The organism is Flavobacterium johnsoniae (genome assembly GCF_030388325.1).
Classification (GTDB): Bacteria; Bacteroidota; Bacteroidia; order Flavobacteriales; family Flavobacteriaceae; genus Flavobacterium; species Flavobacterium johnsoniae_C.
The window spans coordinates 1,199,566-1,221,268 of sequence record NZ_CP103794.1 but is presented as its reverse complement, the minus strand read 5'-3'; the positions used below and the strand labels follow the sequence as shown (position 1 = coordinate 1,221,268).

Here is a 21,703-nt window from a genome sequence, read left to right as displayed (position 1 = left end):
TTATAATCCAATTGTGAGATTTAAAAAATAAGTTCTTCCGTAACCGTAATAATATTTAGGTCCAAATGATGGCGTTCCGCTAGAAACATCTTGATTTAATGCTCTGAAGTTTGCATTTCTTGCTTGTTCAAATCCGCCAGTTTTATACATCGAATTGAATACATTATTAACGCTGGAAAAAAGTCCGATATATTTTTTGCGAATGCGCCAAGACTTTCCACCACTTATATTTAACAATGAAACAGGATCAAATTTTTCTTGTTTTAATAATTCATTTCCTCTTTCAGAAGTTGCTTCTGGAAAAGGAAAATTATTTGCTGGATTAATGTAAAATTGTGGAGTTCTAGAAATCGGAGAAATATCAATATAACTTTCTGCCAAATAATTTATATTCGCACCAAGCCACCAAAATTTAGGATCTCTATATTCTAATCCAAATGAATAGGCTTGATGTGGAGTACCTGGTTGTTTGTAATTTTTAAGTAATGCACTTCCAAAATCAAAAGTCGTCTGCATTCCATCCTTCGCTAAATTGGCATCATTTGTAATAGAAACATTTGGATTACTGCTGTAAATATATTTTCCGTAAGCGCCACATAAAGTGGTTTTTAATGTTGATGAAATCTGATATTCCAAACTCAATTCTGCTCCTGTATTTTTCTTATCTAAATGAGTTAAAGTTTGACTCACAAAAGCATCTGTAGCATCGTAACCTGCTCCGTTATCAAAAATTCCTTCGGCATAAAAGAAAGAGGTTTTTGTACTGTTTTTTATTAATGAATAATAAGCCGTTAAACGCAATTTGAGTTTTGGAGAACGATACATATAATTAGCATCAATACTGCTAATATTTTCACTTTCTATTCCATTAACTATAGAATTATTTAATCTTGAATTTGCAAATGTATTTCGAAGCGAAGGCGCTCTAGTCAAATGTGCTGCGTTAAAAAACATGAGTTGCTTTCCAGAAATTTTATAGGTAAATCCGCCTTTGAAACCAAAATTTTCGAAATCTACTTTTTCACTTTTCCCTAAAGAAGTCGTTGGATAAAGTCCGTTTTGGTATAAACCTTCTCTTTGATAATTTGACATTGAATAAGATTGTGCCAAATAAAATTCGGTTTTGTTGTAAGCAAATTTAAACTGCGTAAAAACGTCTAAAGTATTCGCCAGCAAGTTGTAATTATAACCATAAATATCACCTTCTTTAACTTTGCGATTTGGATGCTGTAAATCAGATTGCGAAAGATTTCCTTTGTAGAAAGTATCAATATCTTCAAAATATGAGCCGCCTAGAAGGTCTAATAAATATTGAAAATTATGTGACTTTAGTTTCTTAAAAATGAAACCTCCATCAAAAGAAATGTTTGGTGTAATCTGTGTATTTAACGTTGAATTTATGGCTAAAGTTTTATCATCAGTTCTGTCTTCATATATTACATAATGACTTTGCGAAGCTTCGTAACCATTTGTTCCAGGTTTCTGATTTGCCAAATACATCGCATTCCAATCTATCTGCGAATTTGCCAGAAAAGCTATTTTATTTTTTTCTGCATTTTCATAATCAGGCGTAAATTCTCCTGAAAATTCGCCCTGATCTTTCGCGTAAAGCGAACTAAAATAACTTGGCATTTTTTTATAATAAACCGGATCTGGACTGTCGGCATTTTGGTAATCGATATTGCTGTTTCCCACTTTTCCAAACTGATACATTATACCAGAATTTAGATTCGTTTTATCATCAATTTTAAAATAATGATTGAGCATTAGTAACGGTTCTTCTACATTTTTTACTCTTGCATTTCGTTTTTTTCCATTTTGAAATCCCCAATACGAATTGTATTTTTCGTTCATTAAACCAACAACTTCATTTGTATTGGCGGAGTTTTTCCCTCTTGAATTTGGCGTATAAAATCCAGTAAAATTTAGAGAATGTTTATTGTTTAATTTTTTTTCAACACTAAGAAAAAAAGAATCGGCATTGAAATTTGTTCCTTCAAAATAACCTTCATCTGAATAGCGCTTTCCTGCTGAAACAACATACGCCCAACCAGCCGCATTCATTCCTGAAGCATAGGTTCCGATTCCGCGCCACGTGTATGTCGTATTACTTCCTGAAAAAGTAAGTGAAGTTCCTTTTCTATATAAAGAAGCACGAGTAAAAATTTGTTGCGTTCCTAAAATTCCTCCGAAAGTATAATTTGAAGCTGCGGTTCCGATTGAAAATTCCTGATTACGAAGTACGTTATTCAATCCGCCCCAATTATTCCATTGCGGTCTGCCGTCGTAGATTTTATTCATCGTCATTCCGTTGAGCATCATCGTTCCGTTTTCGCTGTCTAAACCACGAACACGAAATCTTGCTTGTCCCCAATTAAATGCCGAAGCTTGCATAAAAGCATCTTTGGAAGATTGTAGAAGTCCAGAAGTCATTTCTGAAGAACTATTATCTTCAGAGAAATCACTGTCTGACAAAGTGATTAATGCCGCAGGAACTTCATCCGAATAAGTATCTTCTAATTGTAATATTCCGAAATTAATATTCTCTCCAGAATTAGATTGAAATTTTAAAAGAAAGTCTTTGTAGCCTTGACTTCTAAGCAAAAGTAATTGCTGTTTTTGAGGAAATATATGCAATTCAAATTTTCCCGTTTTCGAAGTTAGCTGCATCACAGCTGTATTTTGTATTGTTACCACTACATTTTCTAGCGGATTTTGCGTTCGCGCGTCAATAACAATTCCTGTAACTGTTATTTCCTGTTGTGCAGAAGCAAAATTAAAAAACAATACTATAAAGAAGAATACGTATTTTTTTACCATTAAAAAATCCAATTTACTTTGAAATTATTTTAGGAAATCAATCCTTAATTCAAAAGATAAAATTGGTTTTTGGAAAAAGAGCAGTTTAATACCTAAGCGGTATCATTCAAATTCAAATATAAACAAAATATTTAAAATTAAATAAATTCTTACAATTTAATGTGTTTTTAATTAATTTAATAAAAATGTATTTCGATTACAATTATGGAGTAGTTCTAATTTTAGAAACCATAAAGGCGATTAGAACACCAAAAATTCCGATAAAGGCGAAAGAAAATTGCAATCCGAAACTTTGTGCAATATGTCCAATTACTGGTGGCCCCATTAAGAAACCAAGGAAACTTACACTCGAAACAATCGTTAAAGCTTCTCCAGCAGGAACTGTCGGGTTTTTTCCTGCAATACTATAAACGGTAGGAACAATCGTTGCAACGCCCAAACCGACAAACATAAATGCAATAGTACATGGAATAATATAAGGAAGAAAAACTGCCGTAAAAAGTCCAGCCGAAATCATAACACCGCTAATTTGCATAACGCGTTCGCGACCGAATTTATTGATTAAACCATCTCCCAAAAATCTTCCGCCCGCCATCATAATCATAAAAGAAGTATATCCTAAAACTACCAAAGGTCCTGGCGCTTGCACAATATCTTTAAAATAAACGCCGCTCCAATCAAACATTACACCTTCACTCGCCATACTGCAAAATCCGATAACTCCAAGCCAAAGCAAAGCAGTATCTGGTTTTACAAATAATTTTTTTCCTTCTTCTTTGGCTTTCTTTTTTTCTTTGGCTCTCACCAAAAATCTAAAATTAAATGCCACCATGATTAAAACTACGATTGCAACAATTATAAAATGATGCAGCGGACTTAAATTTAAAGCCAGCATTCCTAAACCTATCAATGCTCCGGTAAATCCAGCAAAACTCCACATTCCGTGAAATGCAGACATAATCGTTTTTTTAAACAAAACTTCGGTATAAACACCTTGTGTATTTACAGCAATATTAGCTAAGTTTCCAAATAATCCGAACAAGAATAATCCGAGAGATAATTGTAATGCAGTTGTGGCTAAACCTAAATTAATGAGGCAGAAAACGTACATTATTAAAGAAAAAATCAAAATACGATGACTTCCAAATTTCGTAACCATTTTTCCAGAAAATGGCATAATCGCCAATTGTCCAACCGGAAGTGCAAAAAGTATAGAACCTAAATCGCCTTCGGTTAAATGCAAAGCGGTTTTAATATCTGGAATTCTGCTCGCCCATGTGGCGAAACTTAAACCCATTCCGAAATAAAACATTCCAACGGCAAATCGAATTCTATTTAAATAAGAAGCTTTTGCTTCTCTAAATACTTTCTTGATTTTTCCTTTGGTTTGAAAAAGCGATAATGGATTAATGTTTATCAGCATATTTGTTTTGATTTTGTAATATTTTCAAAAATACTAAAAACGTGCTTCAAAGCCTATAAAGTCTAACGTTATGCACAATATACAACGTTATTGTTTATAAATTAAGAAGTTTTCAGTTGATTTCTTCTTATTAAAATTACGATTTTTTCGGATTCATTAGAATCATAATTTGTTTCATTTTTTTTTAAGCAAAAAAAGGAGCAATCTCAATTTTGAGAAAACTCCATTTATTTATATTTCTTGTTCCGTAGGAACATTTCATTGGTAGAAATTTTCTACGGAATGATAATCTTACTTAATTATATACTTATTACTTTTTGCTGTGCATTACTTGCAATCGCAGCTTCTATAACCTGCATTACTTTTACACCGTCTTGTGCCGTAACTGGTTCTTCTTTATGACTTGCAATCGATTCGTAAACACCATCGAAGAAACTGAAATAATTGCCTTGAAGTGTTGGGATTTTTTCTCTAACAATTTTACCGTTAATTTCTGTGTGTAAAAGTCCTTGCAGATTTTCATCTTCTGTTCCCCAAGATTCTAGATTTGGTTTTTTACCAACTTTTAAATCATCTTCCTGAACGTCTCCACGAGGTTTTAAAAATGAACCTTTTTTTCCGTGAAGCACGTAAGCTGGATTAGCTTCTCTTACAAAAAAACCAGCTTTTAGTCTAACTCTGAAATTAGAATAAAACAAAGTCAAATCGATCCAATCGTCTACAACAGAATTTTCTCTGGTTACGCGAATATCTCCAAAAACGGCTTTCGGGCAACCAAATAAACTAACTGCTTGATCTATAATGTGCGGACCTAAATCTTTTAGAACTCCCGCGCCATCATTGGCTGTTTCTTTATGTGCTTTCGGACTCAATAGTGGATTATACCTGTCGAAATGGAATTCTGCTTCTACTAAATCTCCTAAAACGCCTTCGTCAATTACTTTTTTAATGGTTTTAAAATCACTGTCCCATCTTCTATTTTGAAATACGGCCAATTTCAATCCTTTATCTTTTGCAATTTTTGCCAATTCTTTTGCTTCATCAACAGTTGTTGTGAATGCTTTTTCTACAATGGCATGTTTTCCTGCCAAAAGCACTTTTTTTGCATATTCGTAATGTGTTCCAACCGGCGTATTTACAATTACCAAATCGATATCATCGCTTAATAATTCGTCTATTGTTGCATAGCTTTTTACGTATGGATAATCTTCTTGAATTAGTTTTTTACTTCTTTCCCAAGAACCTAATAATTCAAATCCTTCGTGAATATCTAAAAACGGAGCGTGAAAAACTTTCCCCGACATTCCGTATGATAATAATGCTGTTTTTATTTTTTGCATGTTGTTGTGATTTTCTTTTCCGACACGAATTCACGAATTTATTTTTTTATAATTCGTGAATTCGTGGCAAAAAAAACATTTAAAGTTTAGCTCTTTCGTATTGTTTTGGCCATTGAATATCGCTTTCTAATTCTTTTGCAAAATCCAAAGGCAAATTGGGATTTCGCAAAGATTCTCTCGCAAACAAAATTAAATCGGCTTGATCTTTTGTCAAAATTTCTTCGGCTTGTTTCGCCTCCGTAATTAAACCAACTGCGCCCGTTGAAATGTTTGCTTCTTTTTTAACCTTTTCTGCGAAAGGGACTTGGTAACCAGGACCTAAAGTTATTTTTTGATGCGAAACCAATCCGCCTGACGAAACGTCTATTAAATCTACTCCTTTTTCTTTTAATATTTTAGAAAGCTGTACAGATTCTTCTGGATTCCAACCATTTTCTGCCCAATCTGTTGCTGAAATTCTAACAAATAAAGGCAAATCTGAAGGCCATTCTGTTTGAACAGCTTCTAGAATTTCTAAAGTAAAACGGATTCTATTTTCGAAACTTCCGCCGTATTCATCTGTTCTTACATTTGTTAAAGGCGATAAAAATTGATGCAATAAATAACCGTGTGCCGCATGAATTTCTAAAACCTGATATCCTGCTTCGACTACTCTTTTGGTTGCTGTTTTAAAATCTGAAATTACTTTTTGAATTCCGTTTTTATCTAAAGCTTCTGGAAGAAAAGGTTCGTCATCATGATACGGAATCGCACTTGGAGCGACGGTTTGCCATCCGCCTTGAGCGAAATCTAACTTTTTATTTCCCTGCCAAGGAGAAGATACACTCGCTTTTCGTCCCGCATGTGCCAATTGAATTCCAGGAATCGAATTTTGAGAAATAATAAATTGATTGATTTCTTTTAGTTTTTCGATATGTTCGTCTTTCCAAATTCCAAGATCAGAAGGAGAAATTCTAGCTTCTGGAGAAACTGCAGTCGCTTCCTGAATAATTAGTCCTGCTCCGCCTGTTGCGCGACTTCCTAAATGAACCAAATGCCAATTGTTTGCAAAACCGTCTTCGGCAGAATATTGACACATTGGAGAAATAACAATTCTATTTTTTAGGGTAATGTTTTTTATCGTTAAAGGAGAAAATAATCGTGAAGCCATAATTGTAACTTTTAATGGTTTTATACTACCTATTAGTATAAATAATGTTGAAAAAGTAAAGTTACAGTATCTTGTTAAAATGAGATATTGAAATGTTTATTAATTAACAAACATTTAAAATCTTAAACACTATCTTGCACACTTATATTAAAATAGAAAACGCTACTTTTGTGCGTTAAATACGAACTAAAAATAAAAAATGGATATAGTTATCAAACTCTCTCAATTTCTATTGAGTTTATCTTTACTTATTATTCTGCATGAATTAGGGCATTTTATCCCTGCTAAATTGTTTAAAACAAGAGTCGAAAAATTTTATTTGTTTTTTGATGTTAAATATTCACTTTTCAAAAAGAAAATCGGAGAAACAGAATACGGTATCGGGTGGCTTCCGCTTGGAGGTTATGTGAAAATTTCTGGAATGATAGATGAAAGTATGGACAAAGAGCAAATGGCTCTTCCTCCACAACCTTGGGAATTTCGTACTAAACCAGCTTGGCAACGTTTAATTATCATGCTTGGCGGTGTTACAGTAAACTTTATATTAGCTTTTATAATATATATTGGTATGGCTTTCGCTTATGGCGATACTTATATTTCAAATGCTGACTTAAAAGATGGTGTTCTAATTGAAAATCCAGTGATGCTTAAAGCTGGTTTTAAAACTGGAGACAAAATTATTTCTATTGACGGAAAAACGGTAGAAAATTACGACAGCGATATGAACATGAATGTTATTATGGCAAAGCATGTTTTGATAGAAAGAGATGGAAAACAGCAAACCATCACAATGCCAACTGATTTTGTTGATCAACTTTCTAAAACAGAAAAAGGTCTTCTTATAGGGATACGCAAACCTTATGCAATTAGTCAAGTAGCCGAAAATTCTCCAAACCAAAATTTAAAACCAAAAGATTTGATTCTTTCTCTTAACGGACAAAAAATTAAATATTTTGATGAAGCAAAACCTATTTTAGACATCAATAAAGGACAACAAATTTCTGCCGTTGTGTTACGTGATTTAAAAGAAACTCCAATTACTTTAAAAGTTACTAATGATGGAAAATTGGGTGTTTTGGCTGGTGGTTTAGATTTAAAATCATTAGAAAAATTAGGATATTATAAAATCAGCACAAAAAAATATGGTTTCTTCGAATCTATTCCGGTTGGTCTTGAAAAAGGAAAAGATCAATTGGTTGGTTACGGAAAACAATTGAAAATGATTTTTAATCCAGAAACTAAAGCTTACAAACAAGTAGGTGGATTTGCGGCTATTTTCAATATTTTCCCTACTTCTTGGAGCTGGGAAGTATTCTGGTCAATCACGGCTTTATTGTCAATTATGCTTGGAGTTATGAATTTATTGCCAATTCCGGCTCTTGATGGTGGTCATGTTATGTTTTTATTATATGAAATGATTAGTGGCAAAAAACCGAGCGATAAATTCCTAGAGAATGCGCAAATGGTTGGTTTTGTTTTACTTATTTCACTACTACTATTTGCTAACGGAAACGACATTTACAAAGCAATTGTAGGCAAGTAAAAAAAAGTCAAAAAAAGAGTGGAAATGTTTTTGAGAAACTAAAAATAGTTTTATATTTGCACTCGCTAAAAAGAGCAACAACTTCCTCCTTAGCTCAGTTGGTTAGAGCATCTGACTGTTAATCAGAGGGTCCTTGGTTCGAGCCCAAGAGGGGGAGCAACTTTTTTTAGCAAACATATTTACCTATAAGGTGATTCCTCCTTAGCTCAGTTGGTTAGAGCATCTGACTGTTAATCAGAGGGTCCTTGGTTCGAGCCCAAGAGGGGAGCTTAAAAAAAGACGATCAAATTGATCGTCTTTTTTTTACCATAATATTTAAACATAGCCAGTGGTTTCAACCACTGGATTCCATATTATGGTCATGATTGTGTTCCCGTGGTTGAAACCACGGGCTATATTAAAAATGACGGTTATCTCTTTAAAAAAAAATGGCTAAAAATCTTCATATGCAAAGGTCGCAAAGCTTAAAAATAAAACTTTGCGACCTTTGCGCTTTTACTTTGTGTGCTTTGCGGTTAAAAAATTACTTCGCCACCAATGTCTCACTCTTAAACCTTTTCATCAAAACCTCAGCTTTGTCGATTTGATTGATTGCTTTTAATGATTGAGCGTATCTGTAGTAATAAATAACGTCAGGATCTTTTACCAAAATGAACAACTGTTCATAATAGCCCGCCGCTGTGTTTAAGTTTCCTTCAAAATAAAGTCGGTCGGCTACTTTTTGAAGCATTTCTGGCGATTTATAGCCTTTCTCTAAGACTTTTTCATAAGTTCCCGTTACATCCACATTTGCGTATTGTACTTCTTTAGCAGGAGCTTTAATATCGATTTTAACAGGTTGCAAAGAAGCTGTCATATTTCCTGTTTGAGGTTTTGTCTCAGCAACTGCACTAATCTTTTGTTTTCTTTTTACATATTTCGGAATTATTGTTCGAACATTATTCGGACCTAAATCGTAAGTATCGACCATATCTAGTTTTGAAACTTCGTAAGTTATGATTCTTCCACCGAACAATTTATTAATTCGTTCTTCTACATAATAAGACTTTATATACCAATCATCGTCTGACTTACTATCTGTTAATAATATCGTTTGTCCTTTTACCGAAGAAGCCGCATTTGCTGCACGTTGAGCAAAACAATTAAGCGAAATAATCAATAAAAATATGCTCCAAAATGCTTTTTGCTTTCTCATAAACAATTCAATAAAATTATCAGTTTGTCTTAAAATTTTATCAAAAATATTGCATTGTTGCAGTTTTGCTTAATATTTCCCGCAAACAACTCGAAAAAACGTTAAAATGCTTTTTTTCAGTAAAGCGTTCCTGATTAGGGAGAAAGGTTCCTTAAATTATTTTTCTTTAGGTTCTAAAACAAAAAAGCGCCGCAATAAATTGCAGCGCTTTCCAATTTCTTTAAAAACTTAAAGTAATTAAACCCCTAATTTCTTAGCAATTTCAGCAGGAATTCCTCCTTTATTTACTAGTAACGCAGTCGTTTTATATTTTACGAAGTTCTTAGTTACAAACAAGAAACCTTTGTAGTCATTTGTTTCTCCCCAAGAATTTTTTACGATATAATATTCTTTTCCAGTTTGGTCTTTTGCTAAACCAATAATGTGCATTCCGTGGTCGTCTGTAGTTGTGTAATTGTCAAACGCAGCTTGACGCATTTCTGGAGTAATTTCTGGCTCTGCTTTTGGTCCGTTAAATAAGTCTGCTTTTTCTTCTGCAGTCATATCGTCGAATTTTTTAGTTGCAACATAAGCTACACCATTTTTCCAGCTGAATGTTTTCTCGCTAACATCTGTTGCCCAAGCAACTGTGTATCCTTTTTTCAACGCATTGTCGATTACATCTGTCATGTCGTTCAATTTCACGTTGTAAACTTGATCCAATGACCAGTTATCTGGCACCATCATAGTTGTTTTTTGGTAGTATGGCGTATTTGTAAAAGAAGACATTTCTACATAATCATCAGGGTTGATTCCTACTACTTCTTTAGCAAAAGATTGTGGCGTATAGTTTTTCCCTTTGTAGTTGAAGTTTTCTGGCACTTTTCCTAAATAAGAATCAATAACCGCTGCATAAGCTTTTTGCCAGTTTGGTGTCAATTCTCCGTTTGGATTTTTAACAACAGCCGATAAAACGCCTTCGATAAGAGCTGACATCTCACCAAATTTATTTTTATCTGTTCCGTAATTTAAACCTGTGTAAACTTCTCTCGGAACAGTTCCATATTTTTTATACATATTAATTACGTCATGCAAAGCTCCACCATCACCTAAAGTAATTGCTCCATGCATGCGAACGTAGTTAATTCCTTTTTCAACATATACATTTCTTGCAGAGTAAATTTGGGATAATTCTACTGGCTGTTTTCCTAAACGAATCATTTCTGACTCTAAGAATGAGTTTGTTGAGTAACTCCAGCAAGTTCCAGACGAACCTTGAGTTTTTACTGAGGTTGTTCCTAAATTAATTACTTCTGTAAATTTAAAGTTCTCTTTGCTTTTGTCGCTAGCGTTTAATTTTAGTGAATTTACTAAAATATCTTGCGCAAAACAGCCTGCTGTTCCAGCCAAAAATACTGAAGCTGCAAACATTGATTTGAATGAAAATGTATTCATAAGTTATGTTTAAGATTTAACAAAATTAGTCTGCAATGTTTCTAATTTGTTACAAAACAATTAAATTTTTTATAATTTATTGCTATTTAGCGGTTAATTTTTTCACAATCTTTCCTTTTGGATGTAAAGGATTACAAATTATGCAAAAATATTAATCTCTTATATTCAATATTTGAGCGTAAATAAATAAACCGTAATTTGGTGGCATAGATTCAGAAAGTAAACTCGAAATGTACGAACTGGAAAAAGAAAAATACCTCGGCAATACCAAAAACATTTTCAATACCAATCAAGGAATTGCAATTGTTGAAACCGAATATCAAAATAAGGTTTATGAAGGCTGGCATTCTCATAATAATGCTCATCTTACGCTTTTTCTAAAAGGAGGTACTACAGAGAAACGAAAAAATTTCAATGAAACTGTTGGTCCTGGTTCTTTACTTTTTTATCACAGCGATGAACTTCATTTGAATCAAAATACCCTTTTTCCTTCTCGAAATATTAATGTCGAAATTGAAGAAAATCTTCTGAAGGAGCTTCAAATTAATGAAACTACAATTGAAAAATCTATTCAAAACAGCTCATACATCAAGTTTTTAATTCTGAAAATCTTTAGAGAAACTCAATGTGCAGATACGTTTTCTAACGATACAATTAAAATGCTGTTTTCTCAGCTTTCTCTAGCCAATGATTACTTGCAACGCTATGAAAAGAGTCCCTTTTGGGTAAAAAGCCTACATGAATTATTAAATGACTGCTGGAATGAAAATCCTAATTTAAATGATTTGGCGCAAGTTTTGAATTTAAATCCTATTACAATCTCTAAACATTTTCCGAAATATTTTGGCTGTACTTTAGGCGAATATATGCGTAGAATTAAAATTAATCGTTCGCTTTCGCTGATACAATCTAGCTCAGAAAATTTGACTGAAATTGCGCTTCGTTGCGGATTTTCAGATCAAAGTCATTTTATCAGAACTTTTAAAAACCAAACTGGATTTTTACCAAAACAATTTCAAAAATTATAAAAGAAGGCAAATTTCATTCTATTTTTTGGTTTCAAGGCAATATACATTTGCTTCATCAAATCATTAAAACCAAACCAATGGAAACGTTTACTTTAAAACAAAAAACATTCAATTCTCCAATAACCAAAATTATTCTTGCCTTACTTACTTTTATGGCAGTTGTTATTATCGGACAACAAATTGCTTCAAAATTACTCAGTTTGACTGCACTCGACAAAGATTACAGAAATCTATTGAAAGGACTTTTCGTTTCCGCGTCATGCATATTGAGTTATATCTTTTTCTTTAAAAAATATGATAAAAGAATCATAACTGAATTTGCTGTAAAAGGACTTGCTAAAAATCTATTTATTGGAATTTCGATTGGTTTTATTTTACAATCCTTAACTATTTTGGTCATGTACCTTAACGGAAATTATAGTATTGTAAAAATAAATCCTGTTACGTTTATCTTGATTCCGTTTGCAATTATGTTTACCGTTGCTATTATCGAAGAAGTTTTGGTTCGCGGTATTATCTTTAGAATAATGGAAGAAAAACTAGGAAGCTATATTTCGCTAGCTATTTCTTCAGTATTATTTGGAGCTCTACACTTGGCAAACCCCCATGGTACATTGATTTCTGGAATATGTATTACAACTGCAGGTTTTTTATTTGGAGCTGCGTTTATGTACAGTCGTAGTTTGTGGTTGCCAATCGCGATACATTTTGCTTGGAATTTTACTCAATCTGGAATTTATGGAGCAATCACATCTGGAAATGAAAAAACAAACAATTTAGTCGAAGCTCAAATACAAGGTCCAGAATTTATTACAGGTGGTGCATTTGGTCCCGAAGGATCAATACAGGCAATTGTCTTTTGTGCTTTAGCAACTATTCTACTGTTGGTATTATGCCATAAAAACAATAGAATTATCAAACCTTCTTGGAAGAAATAAACAGCTTTTTGTTTGCCAAATGGCTCTAATTAACACAAATTTTATTTGAATTCCCGATAGTATTATCGGGAATTTTACTTTTCCCAATTCATAATTATCGCATCCAATTGCTTCCAAAAACGATATAGTAAGCCCAATCTTCATTTCCTTTCGCGACATCAACTCCCATTCTGAGTTTAAATTTTCGGGCAACTAGGTACCTAAAACCTGTACCGTAACTGTAAACAACGGGTTTTGCAAAAGCCTGATCCCAATCGTTAAAAGCACTTGCAAGTCCGCCAAATCCCATAATGCTCCATCTTTTATAAAAATCCCATCTTAGTTCGGCTTCAGTTACAATACTTGTTTTTCCTTGATAACGCGCTGCGGGAATTCCTCTCAGGTTAATTCCTGGCCTTAAATAAAAAGGCGGACTCCCAAACGCCTGCTCTCCTTCTACCCTTAGTCCGCCAATTAATGTTTTTGCTAATGGATAATATCCTATTGCTGATAAATTAACGCGCCAGGCATCGTAGTCGCTTCCTATTGCGTTGTCTGACCAAAAGAAATCGGATTGAATCCTGATTCCTTTATCTGGTGTAAATATGTTATCACGTCCGTCAAACTGAATTGCTCCTCCAAACTGACTAACTGTACTTTTGATATCGCCAGGTTTTACAAATGGCGGCGGAAGATTAAAATCGGGCAGATTTATTTTAGAGTTTAAAAATAAATACTGTGGACCTGCGCTCCATTTGGCATTTTTAAATTGTTTAAGCCATTGTGTATAAAAAATCGTAGATCTAAAATTAAGTTTAAATTCTTCATCGGGAAGATTCGGTCTGTTGTTGGCATAAAACGAAAGATTTACATCTCCATATCCTGCCGCAACACGATATAATATTCTAGGTTTTACGAGTGTCGCTGAACGAAAAGCTCCTACCATCCAACTTTTATTCCCAGTGTACATTCCGATTCCGCCTGTTATATCTGGACTTACAATACGTTTTTTACCATCTTCTTCTATTACTGGCGCATGTTTTTTTAAAAAAATGGGAACCAATGCACCTCCAATATTTCCTAATGCGGGTTCTGTAATAATTGTTGGAACAACAATAAAACCGTGCGCGTAAATTATATAATCGCTCAAATCGAAAGCTCCGTCTAAAGAATCTTTTACACTGATATGATATTTCTGCGCATTTAAAGTATTAAATGACAAAAGAATCAAAAGGGAGAATAAGATATTTTTTCTTGATGGTTTTCTGTTTTTCATAAGACTGAATCTTTAAATTACAATTAAAATTTACCTTATTCTAAAACGTTATTTTTTCTTTAAACTGAAAACATGTGCTAGAGTGATGAAAAAAGTATTTCCTTGAAATCTATTGACTGCTCCAAGTTCAGAAACCCATCTAAAACCTGCTTGCGTCATGCAGCCAATATGCAGATAATTGACCTCAGCTCCAAGCGCGCTTACATGGTCTTTGTCTGGCTCAAGGACTAGGAAACTTCCAACAGGAATTTTATCATCTGAAACTTTGTACTGGAAATAATAAATTAATCCCGCATTTAAGATTCCTTTTGGAGCTGTTTTCTCGGCATTCATACAATAGAACGTCTTTCCTAAACCACCTTCAATACTTAAAATATCTCCTGTTTTTATATCGGTATCTTTCTTTTTTCCATTGATTTCATACGCCGCTAATGCAGAAAAATGGAATGTTTTCTTTTCATTAAAAAACAAAGTCGTTCCTGCCGAGAATTCGTTCATAAACATTCCCAATCCGCTGTTGTTACTGCCTCCTAGTTCGTATTTCCCTGTTGGAATATACATTTGGTAGCTGAAAACAAAATCGGCTTTTTTATTGTGCCAGCCTAATTGAATTGGTTGCACATACATATCTGTAAAAGCAAAACTGCTTTTAGAATCGATATAACTTCCTTGAATAGTGTTTGAAGCTCCTGCCAACAAAATAGTTGCTCCGTAATTGGCTCCGAGAATTTTAAAATCGCTTACATAATTAGCTCCAACACCTGTTATAAACATTGTTAAGTCTGGATTTCCAATTTTATCACCATCGGCATTTCTCAGACAATTTGCTGTGTAAATATATGCCGGAACATATACGCTTAAAGTATTTTCTGGAGCTTGAGTTCCCGATTGTAATCCCATTGCTCCTAAAATATGACCGCCTTTCAATTGTGCATTTCCAATAAAGAAAACGAATAACATCATTATTAATAAAGCGGATTGCAGTACTTTTTTCGAATAATTATTTTTTGCTTTCATGGCGAAATTTTTTAAAATGAATTAAGACTTTACAATCGCTATCAATAATTTCATTTCTGAAAGTATCAAGATCTACTTAAAATAGTAAGCGCCTGTTCGATCTGGATTTATTCTAATTGTTTTGAAGTATTCTGAAGGAGATTTTCCAGTATGTTTTATAAATGCTCTAAAGCAAGTTGTTCGAGATTTAAAACCAGAACCCCAAGCCATTCCTTCTAACGATAAATCTTTCCATTCTGGATCATTTATTTTCTCTTTGAAATATTCAATCCTTTTAAGATTGATATAATCCTGAAAATGAAGCCCAAATTCAGAATTGATCAAATTAGATAAATGATGAACTGAAATTCCTGTTTCGTCTGCTAAATCTCTGATTACGAAATCTTTTTTAAGAAAAAGATTTTTAGAATTCAATACAAAATCCAGTTTTAAAAGATAATCTTCTTTTTTTTCAGGAGTCAACTCGTTTGTTATCGGAATCACATTTTTTGTTTCCTTAGATTTTACAAGAATGGCATTATCAACTACAAAGTCGAATGTTTCTTCTTCGTCATGAAAAATATTCGGTCTAAAATAAAGCCAGCCGACTGTAAAAAACAAAACAGATGAAATTAACACATAACAGGAAATATCTACAGCCGCAACTTTTCTGAGAAGAAAATGATGCACGAAAAGCGCCGAAAACAAGAATAAAATCATCAGGTTATAAACCTTAATCCAATTAATTACTTTGCTTCATTGAAATTGGTTTCCTTTAAATTTTTTCAGATCATAGTTTAAAATCAACATGGTTTGAAAAAAAACATAGCAAAGCCAAAGTGTAAGCGTAAGAATTGAAAATGGATTTTTAATAATGTTTGCAAGATAATCGATCGCTTTTATATTTGTAAAACTTCCGATGTAGACAATTACAGTTAAACCAAAATATACAATGAACGGCATAAAATGCAGCCAATCATATTTTCTGAAACTTTTTTTAAAAGACAAAATATTTCTAACATACAGAAAAGAGCAAGGAGCGGTCAGAAAAATAAATGCTTTTGTAATGGTAATCAAATCTGGAAAAGTCTTAAAGATATTAGCTGATAAGTAAAAATTATAAATACTTACTACTGCAAGACTCAGCAAAAAAACACCCAAAAAGAAACTTTTTGAATAGTTCTTCCTCGACAAAAGAACCATTAAAGCTGTAGCAAAACCGGCAATTGTAGCTATAAAGAAGAATAGCGAAAGTAAAATATCGATCATTTTTTTTAGCTTAATTTGTTTATACTTCTTAAAAATTGTTTTCGAAAGGGGGGACTTTCGTCTAGAAAACAAATGTGCTTATCGGCTGATTAGACCAAGCACATTTGTTTGGATCCTATATTCAGATTATTTTTTTTCTGCTCCGGGAGGAAATCCGGCTAAGATTTTATTAATCGCACCATTGATAAACTCTTCTGGATTATCTGGTTTACTGTCAATTTCGGAATTTCCAATTCCTTGCCAAATCAATTTACCTGTTTTTGTAGACACAACATCAATTACTAGTGAGCCGTCAACATAATCGTAAGTATTAAATGTTGTATTGGCACCACCCATCATAGCTCCTCCACCCCAATATCCGTATGGACGATACATTCCTCCATATCCATAAAAATTGGTATTAGAACTAACTGAAGTTTTGTTTTTTAAGATAGAAACTGCATTTACTTTAAAATCTGGATTATCAGATTCTGTAAAACCTTTTGCCAGCATTTCGTTGCGTATTGCCTTTGTTACACGGTCAACATTCAATTGATTAACCTGCCCTTCTTGCGCTTTCAAATCATAAACCGCAAAGGTTTTGTATTCACTAAAATTTGCTGAATGGTCATAATCACTTGTAACCTTTACAGTTGGAGAACAGCTGTAAATTAAACCCAAAAACAACATTGGGATTATACGAAGATTTGTTCTTTTAATATTCATCTTTTAAAATTTAAATTAATAATTAAATCAGTTTAACTCGAATGTATTAAAATCTAAAAAATCTTGGATGAAGGGCGGAAAGCTCGTTAACAATTGTTTAATGATTATAATTAACTAGAAAACAACCAATTAAGACAATATCAAAGATAATTGATTTTAATTAATTAACACAATTAAATAAATAAAATCTTACTTAGTCGTTTTTTACTTTCACAAACTCCAAAGACTTTGTCTTTATTATTTACCTTGTACAACTACATAACTATCTTGTCCGTCTTTAGAAATCGGCTGATAGTATACATTATTGTAAATCATATATTTCTGCCCATCTATATTTTTTTCTTCAGCGCCTTCGGGCAAATGCGCTACAACTGCACCAACAGGAGGAGTTACAACCTTATATTTTGTGGTATCTTTTATGTAATAAGTGCCTCCATAGTAATAATAATCAACTCCAGAAACGGTAATTGTGACATACCCTTTTGGCAATTCTGTAATCGTTGCTCCTAATGGTGCAGGAACTACTTTGTAACCATCAGATTCTTTTACATAATATACTCCGTCATCGTAATTATAGCTATTGTTTTCTACAGAAATAACTATTGCTGCAGTTGTTAATGTTGTTAAAAAGAAACCAACAGGATACCAAGTTGGCCCCCAATAATAAGGTACGAAAGGATGATAAATGTATGGAAACGGCACTGGATAAGGATGAAACGGCGGCGGAGGTGGCAACGGTCTCGGATATGGATGCGGTGGAATTGGACGCGGTCCAGGCGGAATCGGCCTTGGTCCCGGTGGAATTGGTCTCGGCCCAGGGTTTATTGGTGTTGGATGCGGCATTGGGCGTATCGGCATCGGACGAGGCATTACTGCATGCGGCGTAAAATGACCGAATCGTTGTGCAGTTAAAGATTCTGGCATAAGCATCATTACAAATACCGCTATGAGAATCCATGATTTTATATTTTTAAGTATCGCTAATTTCATGACAAAAAATTTACAATGATTATTTTTTTTCTTCTCTCGGCTGCAATTTTATTTTGGAAGCTTTTGGCGGAATCGAAAATTCGAACATATAATCTGAAAAATCAGGATTTACAATCCAATCTTTGTAAACTGCCTCGTATTGCGGTTTATCTTTATCATTGGTGTAAACAATAGCCATTTTAATGGGCAGGAAATTATCATCGTTTCCGATCCAGAATTGAAAACTTTTGTTTTTGTCTTTTCCTGCAATATGAAAACATTCCTTGTCGTCGATAATCGTTTTTCCTAAATACATTAAAGTTCCTTGTTCTGATTTTAAATCATCGAGAAATGTTTCATAGAAAAAATCTGCAGCGGGAAATTCAATCCCGAACTTTTTGCTAGTTTCATCAATGGTTTGAATAACCGATTTTGGAGCATCGGTAACTGCATAAGTATTATTGTCGAAAGAATAGTAATAAAGCGTCTTTCCGTTGTACCATAAACTTCTGTTTCCTTTATCGCCAGATGATGTAATTTTCATTTTATCTGGAAATTTCATTGAAACTTTTTCGTTTATAGAATGCTTTATTAAACCTAGAGATTCGTTATAAATATCATAAGTCATAACAGCTTTAAAACTGCATGATTTTATATATTGCAATGATTCTGTGGTTCGTCCTAAAATATAAACAGCAGCAGAATCAATACGCTGTGCCTGACTTTGTGTTGTAATTGTCATCATCAGAAAGCCAATTAGTAACATAAATTTTCTATTCATACTTTCTATTTTTAATCATTACTAAAATTACATTTCTGCCGAAATTGGCAATCTTCCTTCTTTAACGGCTTCGACAAGTTTATTATAATCCAACTCATTTTGATGCGCATAAGAAATCGAGAATTTAGAAATCGCATTTGCAAATTCATTATTATTTCCAATGTAACCCGACAACATTGACGGATCACCTGATCGTGCGTGTGCTCGTGCAAGCGCCCAACCGCAAGCTTTGGCGTAATCTGCCATATTTTCTGCTTTCATAATTTCGATAACCGGCTTTATTTTAGCATCTCGAAGCTGACGGATGTAGAAAAATCTTCCTCTATCATCATTTGTCCATCCTAAAAACATATCCGAAGCAGATTGCATTAATTTTTGTCCCATTACAATTCGCTCGCCTTGATGTTTGTATTTAGGCTTGTTTTTTACATTAGGTTCCAAAACACTTTGTCTGGCTTCTTTAAACTGCAAAAAAATCGGTTCTCCAGTTGCCGACATTAATAAACTAATGCCGCACAAAGTTCCAACACTTCCTACACCTACAACTTTTATGGCAAAGTCATGCATGGTATATCGGCTTAATAAAACCTGTTTGTCTTCTGGAAGCGATTCGACATATCTTTTATGAATAAGTTTGGCTTCTCTCAAAGTATAATTTTCATCTGTTCCAGAAGGATGATAAATCAATGGCGGATCATCTTTTATTCTGGCTCGAACTCCATCATGATAGGTCATTTTTGCAAATTCTTTTTCATGAGCCGTAGATTCAGCCGCTTTTTTAATTCGTTTTTGCTGAAACTCTTTTAATTCCTCATCTTTTCCTAATTCAATAAGTTGGGTTAAATCTAAATCAGCATACCAAATTTGCAATGCCGATAATTTACTGTATTCCAGCATATGTCTTTTATAACTATCTGCGACATGCCAAGCGAATTCTTTACAATCTTTGTTAGAAAATTTTCTCCACTTTCCTGCAATTGCAAAACTTACAGCAAGTCTTTTAACATCCCATTCCCAAGGTCCGTGAAAAGTTTCATCAAAATCATTAATATCAAAAACGAGTTTGCGTTCGGGAGTTGCAAATCCTCCAAAATTCATTAAATGGCAATCTCCGCAAAGCTGTAATTGCATTCCAGTATTTGGAGTATTTGCCAAATCGGCCGCCATAATTGCCGCAGCTCCTCTATAAAAGGCAAAAGGCGATTCGATCATTCTTCTATATCGAATAGGCAACAAATCTTCTATTCTACCAACACTAGTTTTGATCAAAATAGCAATAGGATCTTCACGATCTTCTAAAGGCTTCCATTCCTGATGAGAAGAACGAGGCACAGTTTTTCTTATCGCCATACCTTTGTCATATCGTTCTGCTTTTGATGCTAATGGATCAAAAAAGTTATCGGTATTATTTGTTGCTTTTTCGGTCATAAAAATGAATTTTATTTAACCAATTCAGGTTGTGGCGCTTTCCATATTCCATTTAAAATAGATTCATTCGGTCCATAAATTCGAATTAAATAATAAAAAGCATTTTTAGGAGCAGGCAACCAGTTGGATTCTTTTCCTTTTGGCACTTCATTTTGAATGTAAATAATCAAATCTCCATTTGTTTCATATTTCAAACCTGTGGTTCTGTCTCCAATAGAATATCTGTTTATTGGATTGTTAACCAAATAACGACTAGGCAATTCGTACAATGTAATACTCCAGAAATATTTTGCAGGAGGTGTTTGTCCTTTTGGAAATCGAATAACATATTTATTTTTTCCAGATAAAATATTATTGTCTTTATCAGTTCTTGTTCCAATATAAATGGCTTCTTGTTTTGTGTTTCCATATAATCCTGCTGCGGCACCTAGAGCTCTTTTTGTAAAGTCGCCATTTAGTTCCTCTCTTGTTCCAAATAAGTCAGTTGCATTTGTGAGCTTGTTAGCGCCATCTTCCAGTTCTTTCCCAACTTCTAAAACTCCTTCATTGATTGCTTTTAAAACTTCTGGCGAATAATTTTTTTCATCAAATTCTTTTCCTGGAACAATGCCGATTTTAGCAAATTTTGCTCTTAGATCTGTTTCTACATTATTTATAGAAGTGTACTGAAGTAAATTATTTCCTAAACCTATAAATGACGCAGACGCTAAATCTGTTTGTTTAAATGCCGGAAATGGTAAAGCGTATTTTTTTTGTGCTGGTGCTGTAGTTTTTGAAAATTCATGCCAAGTAGTAAGCTTATATTGAGTCTGTATTTTTTTTACATTTTCAATATCTCCTGCTGTCATTTTCAATTCTGTTCTTCCTAATAAAGTGACTAGATTAGTTTCTGACTGAATTACTTTATCAATTCCGCTTGGTTTTTCGCCTTTCCAATCTGGCCCAGCAATTAAATATTTACCTGCTTTATCTCCTGTTTCCCTACTTCCCACATAAGCAAAATTGAATGTGTATAAATCGACAAACTGAAAAGAATAATATCTGTTTAAAATCTCTGGCACTTCTAAAACAACAGGTTCATCTGAAAGGTTTAAAACTGCCCAAGAATAGGGTGTATCATTATTTGGTGTAACTACAGCTGTATCTTTAGGCGTAAAAATCTTATCGTAATGTTTAAATTTATTAAATCCTCCTGCATAATCTGGATAGGTTTTGTCTAAAGCATACAGATGCATTGTTCTATAATTCATTGCTAGCGGAAAAATATAAGTCCACGCTTCTTTTGCAATTGCCTTTGCAGAATCTGCCGATTTTGTGATTGATATATTTGTTGCTGCTTCTTTTTCAGGAGATACGTTCTCTTTCTTTTTACAAGAAAAAATAGCAATAAAAACGAATGTTATAAACAGAATTTTTTTCATCTTGAATG

At 33.5% G+C, this 21,703-nt stretch carries 18 protein-coding genes and 2 tRNA genes; 5 read left to right on the top strand and 15 right to left on the bottom strand.

Annotated features, from left to right (window positions below):
* From NYQ10_RS05470 to namA, 4 genes are all read right to left on the bottom strand, one after another.
* Positions 1 to 2,820, bottom strand: a complete 2,820-nt coding sequence (locus NYQ10_RS05470; RefSeq protein ID WP_289879239.1) for a carboxypeptidase-like regulatory domain-containing protein — start codon at positions 2,818 to 2,820, stop codon at positions 1 to 3.
* A gap of 202 nt (positions 2,821 to 3,022) precedes the next feature.
* A complete protein-coding gene (locus NYQ10_RS05465; RefSeq protein WP_289879238.1) occupies positions 3,023 to 4,243 on the bottom strand; it encodes an MFS transporter in 1,221 nt (406 codons plus the stop codon).
* A 299-nt stretch (positions 4,244 to 4,542) separates the two neighbouring features.
* Positions 4,543 to 5,583 (bottom strand): Gfo/Idh/MocA family oxidoreductase, encoded by a 1,041-nt coding sequence (locus NYQ10_RS05460; RefSeq protein WP_289879237.1) that lies wholly within the window; start codon positions 5,581 to 5,583, stop codon positions 4,543 to 4,545.
* 79 nt (positions 5,584 to 5,662) lie between these two features.
* Complete coding sequence (gene namA, locus NYQ10_RS05455) at positions 5,663 to 6,733, bottom strand: NADPH dehydrogenase NamA (RefSeq protein WP_289879236.1); 1,071 nt, start codon at positions 6,731 to 6,733, stop codon at positions 5,663 to 5,665.
* 199 nt (positions 6,734 to 6,932) lie between these two features.
* Here namA and rseP point away from each other — a divergent pair, with 199 nt between their 5' ends.
* The 3 genes from rseP (at position 6,933) to NYQ10_RS05440 (ending at position 8,544) form a co-directional block, all read left to right on the top strand.
* Positions 6,933 to 8,276, top strand: a complete 1,344-nt coding sequence (rseP, locus tag NYQ10_RS05450) for an RIP metalloprotease RseP (protein ID WP_289879235.1) — start codon at positions 6,933 to 6,935, stop codon at positions 8,274 to 8,276.
* Positions 8,277 to 8,359: 83 nt separating this feature from the next.
* Positions 8,360 to 8,433 (top strand) — tRNA-Asn (locus NYQ10_RS05445).
* Between the two features lie 38 nt (positions 8,434 to 8,471).
* A tRNA-Asn gene (locus tag NYQ10_RS05440) sits at positions 8,472 to 8,544 on the top strand.
* A 255-nt stretch (positions 8,545 to 8,799) separates the two neighbouring features.
* On the opposite strand, the gene NYQ10_RS05435 is transcribed toward NYQ10_RS05440, so the two are convergent.
* Complete coding sequence (locus NYQ10_RS05435; RefSeq protein WP_289879234.1) at positions 8,800 to 9,471, bottom strand: hypothetical protein; 672 nt, start codon at positions 9,469 to 9,471, stop codon at positions 8,800 to 8,802.
* A gap of 237 nt (positions 9,472 to 9,708) precedes the next feature.
* A complete protein-coding gene (locus NYQ10_RS05430) occupies positions 9,709 to 10,905 on the bottom strand; it encodes an aminopeptidase C (RefSeq protein WP_289879233.1) in 1,197 nt (398 codons plus the stop codon).
* Positions 10,906 to 11,135: 230 nt separating this feature from the next.
* Between NYQ10_RS05430 and NYQ10_RS05425 the strand changes: the two genes are divergently transcribed.
* Both NYQ10_RS05425 and NYQ10_RS05420 read left to right on the top strand, forming a co-directional pair.
* Positions 11,136 to 11,933, top strand: coding sequence for an AraC family transcriptional regulator (locus tag NYQ10_RS05425; RefSeq protein WP_289879232.1), 798 nt, complete (start codon positions 11,136 to 11,138; stop codon positions 11,931 to 11,933).
* 77 nt (positions 11,934 to 12,010) lie between these two features.
* Positions 12,011 to 12,871 (top strand): CPBP family intramembrane glutamic endopeptidase, encoded by an 861-nt coding sequence (locus tag NYQ10_RS05420; RefSeq protein WP_289879231.1) that lies wholly within the window; start codon positions 12,011 to 12,013, stop codon positions 12,869 to 12,871.
* Between the two features lie 94 nt (positions 12,872 to 12,965).
* On the opposite strand, the gene NYQ10_RS05415 is transcribed toward NYQ10_RS05420, so the two are convergent.
* The 9 genes from NYQ10_RS05415 to NYQ10_RS05375 all read right to left on the bottom strand — a co-directional run bounded on the left by NYQ10_RS05415 (position 12,966) and on the right by NYQ10_RS05375 (position 21,695).
* Positions 12,966 to 14,126: a BamA/TamA family outer membrane protein gene (locus tag NYQ10_RS05415; protein WP_289879230.1), complete on the bottom strand. Its 1,161-nt coding sequence runs from the start codon at positions 14,124 to 14,126 to the stop codon at positions 12,966 to 12,968.
* Positions 14,127 to 14,174: 48 nt separating this feature from the next.
* Complete coding sequence (locus tag NYQ10_RS05410; protein WP_289879229.1) at positions 14,175 to 15,143, bottom strand: SphA family protein; 969 nt, start codon at positions 15,141 to 15,143, stop codon at positions 14,175 to 14,177.
* A gap of 72 nt (positions 15,144 to 15,215) precedes the next feature.
* Positions 15,216 to 15,842, bottom strand: coding sequence for a helix-turn-helix domain-containing protein (locus tag NYQ10_RS05405; protein ID WP_289879228.1), 627 nt, complete (start codon positions 15,840 to 15,842; stop codon positions 15,216 to 15,218).
* Between the two features lie 36 nt (positions 15,843 to 15,878).
* Positions 15,879 to 16,391, bottom strand: a complete 513-nt coding sequence (locus NYQ10_RS05400; protein ID WP_289879227.1) for a hypothetical protein — start codon at positions 16,389 to 16,391, stop codon at positions 15,879 to 15,881.
* A gap of 126 nt (positions 16,392 to 16,517) precedes the next feature.
* Entirely contained in the window at positions 16,518 to 17,096 is a 579-nt protein-coding gene (locus NYQ10_RS05395) for a DUF4136 domain-containing protein (protein ID WP_289879226.1), read from the bottom strand.
* Between the two features lie 237 nt (positions 17,097 to 17,333).
* Entirely contained in the window at positions 17,334 to 18,086 is a 753-nt protein-coding gene (locus NYQ10_RS05390; RefSeq protein ID WP_289879225.1) for a DUF6515 family protein, read from the bottom strand.
* A gap of 19 nt (positions 18,087 to 18,105) precedes the next feature.
* A complete protein-coding gene (locus NYQ10_RS05385) occupies positions 18,106 to 18,846 on the bottom strand; it encodes a DUF2092 domain-containing protein (RefSeq protein WP_289879224.1) in 741 nt (246 codons plus the stop codon).
* Positions 18,847 to 18,873: 27 nt separating this feature from the next.
* Positions 18,874 to 20,274 carry a DUF2252 domain-containing protein gene (locus NYQ10_RS05380; protein WP_289879223.1) on the bottom strand — a complete coding sequence of 467 codons (1,401 nt, stop codon included), beginning with the start codon at positions 20,272 to 20,274 and terminating at the stop codon, positions 18,874 to 18,876.
* Between the two features lie 11 nt (positions 20,275 to 20,285).
* On the bottom strand, positions 20,286 to 21,695 hold the full coding sequence (locus NYQ10_RS05375; protein ID WP_289879222.1) for a DUF1254 domain-containing protein: 1,410 nt from the start codon (positions 21,693 to 21,695) through the stop codon (positions 20,286 to 20,288).
* Positions 21,696 to 21,703: the final 8 nt, after the last annotated feature.

Coding starts and splice junctions, on each gene's coding strand:
- NYQ10_RS05400 (WP_289879227.1), bottom strand. CDS start 16,391: ATGATCGATATTTTACTTTCGCTATTCTTCTTTATAGCTACAATTGCC.
- NYQ10_RS05395 (WP_289879226.1), bottom strand. CDS start 17,096: ATGAATATTAAAAGAACAAATCTTCGTATAATCCCAATGTTGTTTTTG.
- rseP (WP_289879235.1), top strand. CDS start 6,933: ATGGATATAGTTATCAAACTCTCTCAATTTCTATTGAGTTTATCTTTA.
- NYQ10_RS05405 (WP_289879228.1), bottom strand. CDS start 15,842: ATGATTTTATTCTTGTTTTCGGCGCTTTTCGTGCATCATTTTCTTCTC.
- NYQ10_RS05380 (WP_289879223.1), bottom strand. CDS start 20,274: ATGACCGAAAAAGCAACAAATAATACCGATAACTTTTTTGATCCATTA.
- NYQ10_RS05385 (WP_289879224.1), bottom strand. CDS start 18,846: ATGAATAGAAAATTTATGTTACTAATTGGCTTTCTGATGATGACAATT.
- NYQ10_RS05460 (WP_289879237.1), bottom strand. CDS start 5,583: ATGCAAAAAATAAAAACAGCATTATTATCATACGGAATGTCGGGGAAA.
- namA (WP_289879236.1), bottom strand. CDS start 6,733: ATGGCTTCACGATTATTTTCTCCTTTAACGATAAAAAACATTACCCTA.
- NYQ10_RS05465 (WP_289879238.1), bottom strand. CDS start 4,243: ATGCTGATAAACATTAATCCATTATCGCTTTTTCAAACCAAAGGAAAA.
- NYQ10_RS05375 (WP_289879222.1), bottom strand. CDS start 21,695: ATGAAAAAAATTCTGTTTATAACATTCGTTTTTATTGCTATTTTTTCT.
- NYQ10_RS05430 (WP_289879233.1), bottom strand. CDS start 10,905: ATGAATACATTTTCATTCAAATCAATGTTTGCAGCTTCAGTATTTTTG.
- NYQ10_RS05425 (WP_289879232.1), top strand. CDS start 11,136: ATGTACGAACTGGAAAAAGAAAAATACCTCGGCAATACCAAAAACATT.
- NYQ10_RS05410 (WP_289879229.1), bottom strand. CDS start 15,143: ATGAAAGCAAAAAATAATTATTCGAAAAAAGTACTGCAATCCGCTTTA.
- NYQ10_RS05415 (WP_289879230.1), bottom strand. CDS start 14,126: ATGAAAAACAGAAAACCATCAAGAAAAAATATCTTATTCTCCCTTTTG.
- NYQ10_RS05390 (WP_289879225.1), bottom strand. CDS start 18,086: ATGAAATTAGCGATACTTAAAAATATAAAATCATGGATTCTCATAGCG.
- NYQ10_RS05470 (WP_289879239.1), bottom strand. CDS start 2,820: ATGGTAAAAAAATACGTATTCTTCTTTATAGTATTGTTTTTTAATTTT.
- NYQ10_RS05420 (WP_289879231.1), top strand. CDS start 12,011: ATGGAAACGTTTACTTTAAAACAAAAAACATTCAATTCTCCAATAACC.
- NYQ10_RS05435 (WP_289879234.1), bottom strand. CDS start 9,471: ATGAGAAAGCAAAAAGCATTTTGGAGCATATTTTTATTGATTATTTCG.